Here is a 14,732-nt window from a genome sequence, read left to right as displayed (position 1 = left end):
GAAAGAGAAAGAGTAGGAGAAAGAGAAAGATTATATATGAGACCACCACCCTGCCTGCGGTCGGGCTCGCTGCTGCTCCTCCTCGCGCTCGCCTTTTCCCCGGCGCGCGGCGTCGCGCTCCCGGAATACCCCGGCCGATCCCCCGGCGCGACCACGGTGACGTTGGCGACGGATCGGCTCGAACTCGCCAATGACGCGCTCACGCTTTCCTGGCGCGTGGCCGATGGCCAGATCACGCCGGCTGAGTTCCTCGACCGCCGCGCCGGGCAGCGCGTCACGCTCGGCGGCAGCCTCTTCGAGGTGCAACTGGCCGACGGACGCGTCCTCCGCGCCGCCGACCTGCGGCTCGCCGCTATGCCCGTCCGGGAGCGCATCACGCCGACTGCCGGCTCGCCCCGCGCCGGCGAAGCGCTTGGCGGCTGGCGCGTCCGCGCTGCGTTTGCCGACGCGGCGACCGGACTCGAGGTGCGCTGGCAGGCGGAGCTGCGCGATGGCGCCAGCTACGTCCGCCAGCAGTTCGATTTCGCGCCCACCACGCAGGACCTGCCCGTCAAGGACCTCATGCTGCTGGAGGTCCAGACCCCGGGCCTCCGTCTCGCCGGCACGGTTTCCGGCACCCCCGTCGTCACCCCGACCTTCTTCGCCGGCATCGAGGACCCGATGTACTCCGCCCGGCTCACGGACGACCGCGCCGTCGGGCGGCTGCTCGTCGGCGTGCCGCTCCGCCGCGGCCAGCATTTCGTCCGCGGCACCGTTCTCGGCCTTGCGCCCGCGGGCCAGCTGCGTCGCGCCTTCCTCGCCTACCTCGAGCGCGAACGCGCGCATCCGTATCGGCCGTTCCTGCATTACAACTCGTGGTGGGACATCGGGATGAACACCATTCGCCGCTACACCGAGGCGGAGTGTCTCGATCGCATCCAGGCGTTTGGCCGGGAGCTGGTGCAGCAGCGCGGCGTCGTGATGGATTCTGTCCTCTTCGACGACGGCTGGGACGACACCGACACCGTCTGGGAATTCACGCCGGAGTTTCCCCATGGCTTCACCCCGCTCCGCGAGGCCGCGGCCAAGTACGGCATCGGGCTCGGCATCTGGCTGTCACCGTTTGGCGGCTACAACGGCGCGACCGGGGCGAAGCACACGCATCGCACCACCGCCGGCAAGGCGGGCGGCTACGAGCTCAACGAGGCGGGCTTCGCGCTGTCCGGGGCAAAGTACTACACGCGTTTCCGTGACGTGACCGTTGGCATGATCCGCACGTATGGCGTGAACATGTTCAAGTTTGACGGGCTCTCTCGGAACACCGTCGCCCCGGCCGGCAGCCCCTTCAGCAGCGACTTCCAGGCCGCGATCCAGTTGCTCGGTGAACTGCGCGCCGCGCGCGGCGACGTCTTCATCAATCTCACCACCGGCACGTGGCCGTCGCCCTTCTGGACGCTGTTGGCGGATTCGATCTGGCGCGGCGGTCGCGACTCCGGACTGATGGGCGTCGGGACGAAGCGCCAGCAGTGGATGACCTTCCGCGACGGGCTCACCTACCAGAATGTCGTCACGGCGGGGGAGCTGTACCCGCTCAACTCGCTGATGACGCACGGCATCATCTACTGCCGCTCCAACGGCGACTTGCGCGCGGACCCGGCGGGCGATCTTCCGGCGGAGGTGCGCAGCTACTTCGGCAGCGGCACGCAGCTGCAGGAGCTCTATTGCACGCCGGCGCTGCTGAAGCCTGCCGACTGGGACACGATCGCGGCCTCGGCCAAGTGGGCGCGCGCCTGGGCCGACGTCTTGGTCGACACGCACTGGGTCGGCGGCGACCCGCGCCAGCTCCAGGTGTATGGCTGGGCCGCCTGGGCGCCGCGCGGGGCGACGCTCACGCTGCGCAATCCGAGCGACAAACCGCAGGAGATCACGCTCGACGCGCAGTCCGCCTTCGAGCTTCCCACCGATGCGCCGACGAAGATCGACCTGCGCAGTCCCTACGCCGACCAACGCGTGCAGAGACTGACCCTGGACGGCGCCAAGAAACAAACCCTCCGCCTCGAACCCTTCGAGGTGTTGGTCTTCAACGCCGGCCGCTAGGTGGCCGGCGTTCTCTTACTCTTACTTGGTGTATGTAACCACGAATGGAAACGAAGGAACACGAGTGTAGTCCGAGGCAGGGTTGGCCACCAAGAGGTACCAACAGGCACGATATAGCTATAGGCTGTAGGCTATAAGCTCCATGCCCAGAGCCGATATCCCCAGAGAGAATGAGTAAGAGTAGGAGTAAGAGAAAGATCCGGGAGGCAGCGCTTTCGCGTTTTCGCAGGGCGCGAAAATGCGAGAAGAGGGGGCTGGGGCTCGAACCTCTGTTTCCTCCCTTGCCTCCTGTGAGACGGCCTTGGAAATCCGTGCTCAAATCCACCCATCTCCAATCCGTTTTACAGGAGATAACGGAGGAAAGGGAGGGAGTCTGGGGAAGCGAAGGCTGAAAGCTGAAGCCGGCGCCCGTGGCGCCGGATCCCGAACCCCACTCACTTCAGTTTTGGCAACGCCGAAAACTAAGGAGATCGCAGAGGAATCGGGCAAGGAGTTCGAACCTTGGCACCTTAAGCTTTATTGCCTTCAACCCGGCGCCATCGGCGCCGCGACCTCTGTTCCCTCCCTTGCCTCCTGTGAGATGCCTTGGAAATCGGTGCTCAAATCCACCCATCTCCAATCCGCTTTACAGGAGATAACAGAGGTAAGGGAGGGGCTCCGGGAAGCAGCGCTTCAGCGCTCAGCCGGCGCGAATGCGGCCGGGGGCAAGGTTGGTTTTTGCGTCGTCAAAAACCAAACAGCCACTCCCCCCTGCCGGCGCGACCCGCGCCGGCTGCTCCCTCCCGGCTCGAACCTCTGCGCTCTCAGCGAGCTCCTGTAGAACCTGCCTTGGCTGTCGGTCCTTTATCGTGCCTTCTCCTGCCTCTTCGTGGCCAACCCCCGGCTCGATCTCTGCGAGCTCCGCGCCCTCCTGTGAGACGGCCTTGGAAATCGGTGCTCAAACCCGCCCATCTCCAATCCGCTTTACAGGAGATACCGGAGGTAAGGGAGGGGCTCCGGGAAGCAGCGCTTCAGCGCTCAGCCGGCGCGAATGCGGCCGGGGGCAAGGTTGGTTTTTGCGTCGTCAAAAACCAAACAGCCACCCCCCCCCTGCCGGCGCGACCCGCGCCGGCTGCTCCCTCCCGGCTCGAACCTCTGCGCTCTCAGCGAGCTCCTGTAGAACCTGCCTTGGCTGCCGGTCTTTTATCGTGCCTTCTCGCGCCTCTTCGTGGCCAACCCCGGCTCGGCGATCTGTGGCTCGCTTTTGCGCCTCCTGCGCTTTTTTGCGGCCAAATCCTGATCGGCTGCTGGTCTTTTATCGTGCCTTCTCGTGCCTCTTCGTGGCCAACATCCTGCCTTGATCTGAGTAATCTGAGGTGAAATCGGGGATCTGTATTTAACCTCAGATTGCTCAGATAAAGACCGGATATGACTCAACAGGAGATCGCTGAGCTCGCAGAGGATTCAATCAGGAGTCCAAACCTTAGCACCTTAAACCTTATCACCTCAGACTCGCCGCGCTCGGCGCGGGCGACGCCGGCAGCGCCGCACTAATCGCGGCGGCCACCTGCGTGGCGAGCAGCTCGCTTGCGGGCTTCTGCCAGTGAAACTGATCACCGGTGGCTAACTCGAGCCGGTCGACCAGGACCGCATAGAGGTCGTTCACGGCGATCCCTTCCTCGGCCATGACGGCGGCGGCGCGGCGGTTGTGGTCGACGATCGTCGCGTTGATCTCCGGATCGAGCGTCGCCGGCCGGCCCTTCGTCGTCACCGGCGTGCTGCTCGCCCAGATCATCTTGCCATGCGGACACCCCGCGCGCAGGCCCCGCACCAGCCGCCGGGTGAAAAACTCAAACTTGCCCTCCGGGATCCGGCCCTTCTGCCAGCCGTGCAGGCCCATGTTGAAGTGGATCACATCGTACGGCCCATGCGCCACGACCCCGGCCAACTCGGGTTCCACCCTGGAGCTCGCCTGATGCAGCGGAGTCACCCAGGCGTCGACGTACGCCTTGCCTTCGAGCTTCTGGCGCACCGCGGCCAGGTAGCCGTTAAGAATCGAGTCACCGACCAGGAGCACCCGCGGGCGCTTCTCGGCGCCGATCTTGGCCGCGTCGAACCGCCAGATTTCGCCGTTGGGGTGCAGCCGCCGGTCGGTCTCCTGCGCTCTCCCGGGCAGGACGAGGAGTAGGAGCACCGCCGCCAGACCAACGAGGCGGGGTGGGGCCGACCGGCGGGAAAGACGCTGGGGGATGATGGCTGGCGTCATGGGAAAAGAGGGCGGGCACGGTCTCGCTCGCGAGCGTGGTCCCGCCGGCGCTGGCCAGTCTAGCCCTGACTCGCAGAACCGCCCACTGGCCATCCGGCCAATTATCGCTCCGCGATAATTGAATATTATGTTTTCGCGGCGCGAAAACATCGGGGCTAACCCTCGTGTGTTTTCCGCATCGCCGGTTCTGCCGCTTGCCGCCGCTCTTTGTGGCGAAGCTGCTCACTATTCTATGAAACCCCTCGTCCCCGTCTTCCTTCTTTCACTCGTTGCCGCGGCGCTTGTCGCGGCCGAGCCCGCGCCAGCGCCGGCGCCCGCCCCGCGCCGCGTGATCCAGAAGACCTCCGTCGGGTCACCGGAGATTCAGGACGGCGCGGTGACGTTCCGGCTCGTGGCGGCGTCGGCGCAAAAGGTCTTCGTCGTCGGCGACGTGCCCGGCGGCCGCGTGCCGATGACTCGGGGCGATGAGGGCGTCTGGGCGGCACGCGTCGAAGGGCTCAAGCCGGGCATCTGGGAGTACGGTTTCGAGGTCGATGGACTGCGCATGATCGATCCGGCGAACTCCGCCATCAAACCGATGCGCTCGCCTCGTTCCAGTATCCTCCACCTGCCGGCCAACCCGCCGGCCTGGTTCGACCTGCAACCCGTCCCGCATGGGGTCGTCCACCTGCACACGTACGTTTCGCGCGCCCTCGGCCGGGTCCGGCCGCTCGTCGTGTATACGCCTCCCGGTTACGAGGCCGCCGACGCCAAGCGCTATCCCACGCTCTACCTCCAGCACGGCAGCGGCGACAACGAGGCGACCTGGACCACGCACGGCAAGGCGCACTGGATCCTCGACAACCTCATCGCCGCCGGCCGTGCCCGGCCCATGGTGATCGTGATGATGGACGGCCACGCCGTCCCGCGTTCCGGACCGGAGAACATCGCCGCCTTCGGCCGCGACCTGCTCGAGGAGGTGATGCCGTTCGTCGAATCCACGTATCGCGTCGTCTCCGACGCCAATCACCGCGCGCTCGTCGGGCTGAGCATGGGCGGCGGCCAGTCGCTCACGGTCGGGCTCACGCACCTGGATCGATTTGCCTGGGTGGGGGCCTTCAGTGCCGGCGGGCCCGACCGGGCCGCGATCACGCCCGCGCTCGCCGATGTGGCGGCGGCGAACGCGCGGCTGAAGCTGCTCTGGATCGCCTGCGGCCGCAGCGATGGGGTCGTCGGCGGCCGCAGCGAGGAGTTCGTCGCGTGGCTTCGGGCCCAGGGCATTCACCACGAATGGACGCTCACCGCCGGCGGGCATCATTGGCCGGTCTGGCGCGACTACCTCGCCGACCTCGCCCCCCGGCTCTTCGTCGGCGTGGAATGACGGCGCAGGCACGATATTTGGTTTTTGACCTCAGATGCCTCAGATGAAAACCGGATTGGCTTAACCACGAATGGACACGAAGGTTATCGCTCTCGCGATAACCTATGTGGGGGCTGCCTTGGGCGCCAGTGGCGCCGGTATATAAACCCCACTTGCTTTAGTTTTCGCGCCGTCGAAAACTAGAGTCTTACAGGAGATCGCAAAGTTCGCAGAGAATTCAATCAGGAGTCCAAACCCTAGAACCTTAACCTTATAACTCTCAACCCGGCGCCACCGGCGCCGCGACCTCTGCGCTCTCAGCGAGCTCCTGTAGAACCTGCCTTGGTTGCCGGTCTTTTATCGTGCCTTTTCGTGCTTCTTTGTGGCCACCATCATGCCTTGATCCGAGCGATCTGTGGTTAAAAACACCTTCTTTAGTTTTTGCGCCGGCAAAAACTAAAGTGAGTAAGAGTAAGAGAAAGAGTAAGAGAAAGATATATGAAGACATACCCTCCCTGGCGCGCCCTCACTTTGGTGGTGTTGTTGCTCTTTGCCTCCCTCGTGGACGCGTCGGCCAAGACCGTCCGCGTGCTTGCGATCGGCAACAGCTTCTCCGACAACGCCACCCGCTATCTGGACAAGATCGCGACCGCCGCGGGCGACACGCTGGTGATCGAGCGCAAGCAGTTCGGCAGCGCCACGCTCGAGCAACACTGGGCCAAGGTCACCCGCTTCGAGGCCGATCCCACCGCCAAGGAAGGCCGCTACGCCGACGGTCGCAGCCTCAAGGAGGCCCTTCTCGCGCAGCCGTGGGACCTCGTCACGATCCAGCAGTACAGCCGCAAGAGCCATGACCCGAAGACCTACGAGCCTTGGGCACGGCAGCTCCACGACTATATCAAGCGCCACGCGCCGCAGGCTCAGGTCGTCCTGCACCAGACCTGGGAATATCGCGCCGACGACCCGCAATTCCACGGCCACGCCAAGCCCGGCGATCCGACCACGCCGGACGCGATGTACGCGGGGCTTACCCAGGCTTACGCGGCGTGCGCTCAGGCGCTCGGAATCAAGGTGATTCCCGTTGGCGACGCATTCCATCTGGCGGCGCAGGATCCGGCCTTCGGCTTCCGCCCCCTGGCGCAGCAGCCGGCTCCCGACATCAAGGAACTGCCTGCCCAGCCGCATGCGCTGCACGTGGGCTGGCACTGGGGCAAGCGCCCGGACGGTTCGCGCACCCTTGGCTACGATGGCCACCACGCGAACCTCGCTGGCGAATACCTCGGCGGCTGCGTCTGGTACGAGTTCATCTTCGGTCGCGACGTGCGCGAGAACACCTTCGTGCCGCGTGACCTCGATCCCGAATTCGCCCGGTTCCTCCGCGGCATCGCTCACCGCGCCGTCGAAGGCGTCAAAACCAACGGCTTTGGCCCCCGTCGTCCGTGAGCGCCGGCGACCTTTCCCGCCGCGAGCTTCTCACCGGCCTCGGCTGTCTCGCCACGGCGACGCTCGCCGCGGGCGCGTCGCCGTCCGGTGTCGAACGCGACCCGGCGCCCCCCCAGGGCGACCGGCCGCCCGCGGCGGAGCCCGAAATTCTCACCCGTTTCTCGCTCCGCGAGCAGCACGTCCGCCTGACGCAGGTTCTCCTGCAGGACCAGTCCGACAACCACAACGAGCTGGTGCAGACGCGTGAGTGGCTGCTGCACCCCGCCGAGAAACTCGAGCTGTCCGGCAACCTCTTCGTCCTCGAGCATGTGCTCACGGGCCGCGGACGCGTCCTGCTGAAACTCGAGCCTCTCCCGCACGCGCGGCCCCAGCGGCCGGCCGCCGACCTGCGCGTCCTGCCGCGTGGCGACACCGGGTTTGACGTCACGCTCTTCGGCGGTTCCGGACTCGGCCAGCCCGCGGCCGAGTCGTTCGTCGACCTGGCCTACGAGGATGGGGTGGTGGGCCGCACGCGCGCCCTCCAGCAGTTCCAGCGGAGCCGGCGTCCCGCCCATCCCGAGCACCGCACGCCGCGCTTCTACAGCAACACCTGGGGCGACCGGTCGCGCGACACGCGCATCAACGCCGCCTTCATCGCCCAGGAGATCGAGGCCGCCGCCCGGCTCGGCGTCGAGGTCGTGCAGATCGACGACGGCTGGCAGTCCGGCATCAGCTCCAACTCGGCCCGCTCCGCCGGCAAGGGGGTGTGGGAGGGTTTCTGGGCGTCGCGACCCGACTACTGGGTGCCGGACCCGGCCAAGTTTCCCCAGGGCCTCAAGCCGCTGGTTGACCAGGCCGCGCGCCATGGCCTGAAGCTTGGACTTTGGTTCGCCGCCGACTCCGTGCACGAGTTCGCCAACTGGGAGAAGGACGCGGCCTGCCTGGTCGCCTTCCACCGCGAGCTTGGCATCCAGCACTTCAAGATCGATAGCGTGTACGCGCCGACCGCCCTGGCGCACGCCAACCTGCGCCGCTTCTTCCATCGCGTGCTCGCCGATACGCAGGGCGCGGTCGTGTTCGACCTCGACGTCACGGCGTCGCTCCGTCCCGGCTACTTCGGGCTGCTGGGCACCGGCCCGCTCTTCGTCGAGAACCGCTACACCGACTGGCATCGCTATTGGCCGCACCAGACGCTGCGCAACCTCTGGCAGCTCGCGTGGTGGGTCGACCCCGCCCGGCTGCGCATGGAGTTCCTCAATCCCGCGCGCAACACCGAGAAATATCCCGACGATCCGCTCGCGCCCGCCCGCCACGCGCCGGCCGCCCTTTTTGCCGCCATCTTCTGCTCCAACCCGCTCGGTTGGTTCGAATGCTCGAGCCTGCCTCCCGGCTTTATCGAGGAGGTGGCGCCGCTCGTGCGCACGTGGAAGACGGTCCGCGACGCGTTGTTCGCCGGCACGATTGTGCCGCTCGGCGGTGCGCCCGACGGGGTGGCCTGGACCGGCTTCGCCTCGCTTGCCGCCGACGGCCGCTCTGCGCTCGTCCTCGCCTTCCGGGAGCTGAACCCATCCGCCAGCAACCGCCTGGCCGTACCCGGCCTGTCTGCCGCTGCCGGCCCCACCGCCGAACGTCTCGCCGGCACCGGCGCGGCGACTTGGCGCGACGGCGCGCTGGACCTCCAAATCGACCACCCCCTCGGCTGGTCGCTCTGGCGGCTTCGTGGCTAATGCGCGCTTGGCTGTAGGCGGTAAGCGATAAGCTTTAGGCCCGGAGCGGATTATCTCGGGGGGAGAAAGAGCCGGCCTGTATTTAACCACAGATTGCGCCGATGGAAACAGGATGTGGCTCAACAGGAGATCGCAGAGCTCGCCGAGGGATCGGGCAGGAGTTCGAACCTTAGCACCTTAAACTTCATCACCTTCAACCCGGCGCCACCGGCGCTGTGGCCAACCCAGGCTCGGCTATAGGCAATAAGCGGTAGGCCGTAGGCCAAGAACTTGGGCAGCGGGAGAGCAAGCGAAAGGTCCGGGAAGCAGCGCTTCAGCGCTCTACGGTCGCGTCAAGCGACCGGGGGCAGGGCTGGTTTTTGCGTCGTCAAAAACCAAACAGCCACACGCCCCCCAGCCGGCGCGACCCGCGCCGGCGACAGCGACCACCGAACTGGTTATGGCCACAAAAAGGCACCAAAAGGCGCGAAGACGAACCCACTGTATTGAAGTTCATTTTGGTGCCTTCTCGTGCCTCTTCGTGGCTAACCCACTCCGGGAAGCGAAGGCTGAAAGCTGAAGCCGGCGCCGCAGGCGCCGCATCCGAAACCCCACTTACTTCAGTTTTCGCGGAGCGAAAACTGTCCGATTGGCCAGTTGCCCGGGACGGGCGCGATTTCCTATTCTCTTTGACCCCCATGCGTCTCGCCCTGCTCGCCGCTCTCACGCTCTCCCTGCTCCTGGCCCCCCTCCTGCGCGCCGATGTCGAGGTCACCTCGCCCGACGGCCGCCTCCGCTTCTCCCTGGGCACCGACGCCCAGGGCGCACCCGTGTACCAGGTGCTCGAACGCGACACGCCGCGCCTTCTCCCGTCGCGGCTCGGCCTGGTCCGGCTCGGCGCCGCGCCCGGGCATTCCTGGGATGCCGGGTTCAAGCTGGGCGCCGTGGCCCGGCGCAGCGTCGACACCCCCTGGCGCCCCACCTGGGGCGAACGCGCGGAGGTGCCTGACCATTTCAACGAGATCACCGTCGACCTCCTCCGCGGCAGCGAATCTGAGGCGCAGCTCCAGCTCGTCGTCCGCGCCTACGACGAGGGCATCGCCTTCCGCTACTTTTTCCCCGAGAGCTCGCGCACCTCGACGATCGAGATCGGCGCCGAGCGCACCGAGTACAACCTGCCCGCCGGCACGAACGCGTTTTGGACCCCGGACGCCCAGGAGACTTACGCGCGCCTGCCGCTGCGGGACTGGAAACGCGATTGCCACATCCCCGTCACGCTGGCGCTGCCCGACGGCGCCTGGCTGAGCCTCGCCGAGGCCGGGCTCACCAACTACGCGCAGACCCGCCTCCATCTTGCCGGCGAGGACCGGCTCGTCAGCCAGCTGCACAGCTCCGTGGTTGAAACCTCTCCCTGGGGCACGCCGTGGCGCGTGGTTCTGGTGGCGGCCCAGCCCGGACAGCTGCTCGAGCACAACTACCTCATCCTGAACCTCAATCCGCCCTGCGAAATCGCCGACACCTCCTGGATCCACCCCGGCAAGGTCATGCGCGAGACAACGCTCTCCACCGCCGGCGCGAAGCGGCTCGTGGATTTCGCCGTGGAGCAGGGGATCGACTACCTGCACTTCGACGCGGGCTGGTACGGTTACGAGTACACCGTCGCGTCCGATGCCACCAAGGTGAGCGTCGACCCGCGGCGCAACCGCCGCGGCGACCTCGATCTGCCCGAGGCGATCCGCTACGCCAAGGCCCACGGCCGCCGCGTGATCCTCTACGTCAACCACCGCGCGCTCGAGCGGCAGCTCGACGTGGCGTTTCCGCTCTACCACCAGTGGGGCGTGGACGGCGTGAAGTTCGGCTTCGTGCACACCGGCTCGCACCGCTGGGTCACGTGGCTGCATGAGGCGGTCAAAAAGGCGGCCCAGCACGGCCTGGTCGTCGACGTTCACGACAACTACCGGCCGACCGGATTCAGCCGCACGTACCCGAACCTCCTCCAGCAGGAGGGCATCCTGGGCGACGAGGGCCGGCCCGACGCCACGCAGAGCACGATCTATCCGTTCACGCGCTTCATCGCCGGCGCCGCGGACCACACCTACTGCTGGAACGAGAAAAACCTGAACGGGAAGACCAAGGCGCACCAGCTGGCGCTCGCCGCGATCAACTTCGGCCCGCTGCAGTACCTCTTCTGGTACGATCGGCCCGAGCAGATCGTGAACCGCCACGAACTCGAGTTCTGGAAGGAAATGCCGACAACGTGGGATGACACGCGCGTCCCCGCCGGCACCCCCGGCGAGTTCATCGTCGTCGCGCGGCGCAAGGGAGCCGACTGGTTCGTCGGCGCCGTGACCAACACCAGCGCCCGCACCCTCACGCTCGGCTTCGACTTCCTGCCCGCCGGCCAGCGCTTCCGCGCCGATATCTTCGAGGACGGCTCCGACAAGACCGTGACCAAGCGCACGGTCGAAGTCACCCGCACCACGACCCTCCCAATCAACCTCGTCCCCAGCGGGGGTGTGGCTCTGCGGCTGCTTCCAGTTATCGCTGCGCGATAACTGAAGTGGGGGCTGCCAGCGACCCTCTCTTCCTCTTGCTTGTTCTCGTTCTCGTCCCGTGTGCGATCGCCCCCCGTACTCGGTAATCGGCCGGTCGTCATCCATAATCCGTCACCCAACCGCCTAAAGCCTATAGCCTACAGCCGCCTATAAATCCGGATAAACTTAACCACGAATCGACACGAATATTTCCGGAATGGTTGGCCACGAAAAGGCACCAAGAGGCACGATAAGGAGTACCCATTCCCAGCAGCTCGCATCGATTCCAGTGCCATAATCTTAGCACCATAAACCTTATAACCTTCGACCCGGCGCCTTCGCCGACCACCCTGCCTTGATCAGAGTAATCTGAGGTCAAAACCAATTCTGTATTAACCTCAGATACCTCAGATGAAAACCGGATGGGGTGTAACCACGAATGGACACGAAGAAGCCCGAATAGAAGACCCGTTTTACAGGAGCTCGCAGAGGCCGCAGAGGATTCGATCAGGAGCCCAAACCTTGGCACCTTAAACTTTATAACCTTCAACCCGGCGCCACCGGCGCCGTGGCTATAGGCGATAAGCGGTAGGCCGTAGGCTCGAACCGAATAACGAATAACCTACAACCGATAACTCATCCTTTTGCGCCTTTTTGCGGCAAAATCCATAAACCTCTATATGAAAACCATCGCCCGCTTTCTGGCCCTCCTGGCGGCCTTGCTGCCTCTGGTTACTGCAGCCGCCGAGTCCACGGCGGCCTCCGACCGCGTCGCGTGGTTCCGCGAGGCGCGGTACGGCATGTTCATCCACTGGGGCGTGTACTCCGTCCCTGCGGGCTCCTATCGCGGCGAGCCGGTCGACCAGGGCTACCACGGCGAGAACATCAACCCCCTCGGCGAGTGGATCATGCACGCGGCGAAGATCCCCGTGGCCGAGTACGCCGCCTTCGCCCCGCAGTTCAACCCGGTGCACTTCGACGCCGACGCATGGGTGCGCCTGGCGAAGGACGCCGGCATGAAGTACATCGTCATCACCTCGAAGCACCACGACGGCTTCGCGATGTTCAAGAGCGCCGCCTCCTCGTTCAACATCGTCGATGCCACGCCCTTCAAACGTGACCCGCTCAAGGAACTCGCGGCCGCCTGCGCCAAGCACGGCATCCGCCTCGGCTTCTACTACTCGCAGGCGCAGGACTGGCACCACGCCGGCGGCGCCGCGTACCCGCGCAAGGGCCCGCACTTCGGTGGCAACCCCGCCCTCGGACACTGGGATCCGGCGCAGGACGGCAGCTTCGATGACTATATCGACCGCATCGCCGTCCCGCAGGTGCGCGAGCTGCTCTCCAACTACGGTCCGGTGTCCATTTTATGGTGGGACACCCCCGTCGGCATCGAGCTGAAGCACGCCGAGAAACTCGCGGAGGTCCTCAAGTTGCAGCCGCAGATCGTGACCAACAACCGGCTCTACAACCCGCAGCAGCTCGAGCATTTCGCGGGCGACACCAGCACGCCCGAGCAGCAGATCCCCGCCACCGGGTTGGGCGACCGGCTCTTCGAGGTCTGCATGACCATGAACAACACCTGGGGCTACAAGGCCCAGGACCAGAACTGGAAGCCGGCGTCGGACATCACCCGCAAGCTCATCGATATCGCCAGCAAGGGCGGCAATTTCCTGCTCAACGTCGGCCCGAATTCCCTGGGCGAGATCCCGGCGCCGAGCGTCGAACGGCTGCGCGAGTCCGGCGCCTGGGTGCGCGCCAACAGCGAGGCCATCCACGGCACCACCGCCAGCCTCTTCCGCCGCCTCCCCTGGGGCCGTAGCACCACGCGCGGCCACACGCTCTACCTGCACGTCTTCGACTGGCCGACCGGCGGAACCCTCTTTGTCCCCGGTCTGCTTTCGACGCCGCAGCGGGCCGAGTTGCTGGTCTCGCATCGGAAGCTGGCCGCCCAGGCCGGCGCCGAGGGCCTCACGCTGACCGTGCCCGCCGCCGCCCCCGATGCCGTGGCGACCGTCATCAAGCTCGAGTTCGCTGCCGCGCCGAAAGTCGTCGACCTGCTGCCGCAGCCCGACGCGCAGGGCGTCATCGAGCTGCCTGCTTCGCTCGCCGCAATCGTCAATGCCTACGCCAGCAACGCCCGGATGCTGGGCGCCGGAGCCGACGCGCATATCGGCGCGTGGACGCATCCCGGGACCACGGTGAACTGGGAGTTCCGCACGGCCGGGGCCGGCCAGTTCAAGGTCGAGGCCGAGCTCGCGCTTGCCGCGCCCGCGACGCTCCGCTGCGAGTGCGATGGCAAGCGCGCCGAGGTGAAACTCGAAGCGACCGGCGGCCTGGAAACGTACCGCACCGTCACGCTCGGCACGGTCAACGTGACCGCCGCCGGCGACCACACGCTGAACCTCGTCTCCGCCAAGCCCTGGTCCGAGGCCCGCCTCCGCCGCGTCCGGCTCGTGAGCGCGAAGTGGTGAGGGGGTTAGCCACGAAGAGGCACCAAAAGGTTATCACTGGCGCGATAACCTGGATGGGAGCTGCAGCCGGCGCCCGTCGGCGCCGTATATTAACCACAGATTACACGGATGAAGACTGGATATGATTACTACGGTGGCCAGCAGTGGCCGTAGAGGATTCGATCGAGAGCCCAAGCCGATTGACCTCTGACGAATCGTGCTTGGATCTGAGTAATCTGAGGCAAATAGACCGGCCTGTAATTAACCGCAGATTGCGCAGATTAAAACAGGATATGGCTTAACAGGAGATCGCAGAGGCCGCAGAGGGTTCAATCAGGAGTCCAAACCTTAAACCTTAAACATTATAACCTTCAATCCGGCGCCGCAGGCGCCGCGACCTCTGTTCCCTCCCTTGGCTCCTGTGAGACGGCCTTGGAAATCGGTGCTCAAAACCGCCCATCTCCAATCCGTTTTACAGGAGATAACAGAGGGAAGGGAGGGGCTCTGGGAAGCAGCGCTTCAGCGCTCAGCCGGCGCGAATGCGGCCGGGGGCAAGGTTGGTTTTTGCGTCGTCAATAACCAAACAGCCACACCCCCAGCAGCCGGCGCGACCGAGCGCCGGCGGCTCCCTCCCGGCTCGAACCTCTGCGCTCTCAGCGAGCTCCTGTCGAACCTGCCTTGGCTGTCGGTCCTTTATCGTGCCTTCTCGCGCCTCTTCGTGGCCACCGCCGGCTCGGCTATAGGCGAAACGCGGTAGGCCGTAGGCCTGTACCGAATAACGAACAACCTACAACCGATAACTCATCCTCTTGCGCCTCTTGCGCTTTTTTGCGGCCAAATCCGATGGCTGCTGGTCCTTTATCGTGCCTTCTCGTGCCTCTTCGTGGCCAACCCACTCCGGGAAGCGAAGGCTGAAAGCTGAAGCCGGCGCCGCAGGCGCCGCGTCCGAAACCCCAC

Annotated in this window: 7 protein-coding genes; 6 read left to right on the top strand and 1 reads right to left on the bottom strand. The window is 65.5% G+C overall.

Features of this window, described 5'->3' with window-relative positions:
• Positions 1–36: 36 nt before the first annotated feature.
• Positions 37–2,076, top strand: a complete 2,040-nt coding sequence (locus DB354_RS03780) for an enterotoxin (protein WP_107834109.1) — start codon at positions 37–39, stop codon at positions 2,074–2,076.
• A gap of 1,480 nt (positions 2,077–3,556) precedes the next feature.
• On the opposite strand, the gene DB354_RS03775 is transcribed toward DB354_RS03780, so the two are convergent.
• A complete protein-coding gene (locus DB354_RS03775; RefSeq protein ID WP_107834108.1) occupies positions 3,557–4,321 on the bottom strand; it encodes an SGNH/GDSL hydrolase family protein in 765 nt (254 codons plus the stop codon).
• 232 nt (positions 4,322–4,553) lie between these two features.
• On the opposite strand from DB354_RS03775, the gene DB354_RS03770 reads away from it, so the two are divergent.
• The 5 genes from DB354_RS03770 (at position 4,554) to DB354_RS03750 (ending at position 13,796) form a co-directional block, all read left to right on the top strand.
• Complete coding sequence (locus DB354_RS03770; RefSeq protein WP_158277355.1) at positions 4,554–5,681, top strand: esterase; 1,128 nt, start codon at positions 4,554–4,556, stop codon at positions 5,679–5,681.
• Positions 5,682–6,158: 477 nt separating this feature from the next.
• The gene (locus DB354_RS03765; RefSeq protein WP_107834106.1) at positions 6,159–7,103 is read left to right on the top strand and encodes a DUF4886 domain-containing protein; all 945 of its coding nucleotides are present in this window, start codon (positions 6,159–6,161) and stop codon (positions 7,101–7,103) included.
• Entirely contained in the window at positions 7,100–8,809 is a 1,710-nt protein-coding gene (locus DB354_RS03760) for an alpha-galactosidase (protein ID WP_107834105.1), read from the top strand. Before DB354_RS03765 ends, DB354_RS03760 begins: the two co-directional genes overlap by 4 nt.
• A gap of 677 nt (positions 8,810–9,486) precedes the next feature.
• Positions 9,487–11,343 (top strand): glycoside hydrolase family 97 protein, encoded by a 1,857-nt coding sequence (locus DB354_RS03755; protein ID WP_107834104.1) that lies wholly within the window; start codon positions 9,487–9,489, stop codon positions 11,341–11,343.
• Positions 11,344–12,002: 659 nt separating this feature from the next.
• Positions 12,003–13,796: an alpha-L-fucosidase gene (locus DB354_RS03750; protein ID WP_107834103.1), complete on the top strand. Its 1,794-nt coding sequence runs from the start codon at positions 12,003–12,005 to the stop codon at positions 13,794–13,796.
• Positions 13,797–14,732 lie beyond the last annotated feature (936 nt).

Source organism: Opitutus sp. ER46 (assembly GCF_003054705.1).
GTDB lineage: Bacteria > Verrucomicrobiota > Verrucomicrobiia > Opitutales > Opitutaceae > ER46.
The sequence above is the reverse complement of the archived record's forward strand: the minus strand, read 5'-3'. Positions and strand labels throughout refer to the sequence as shown.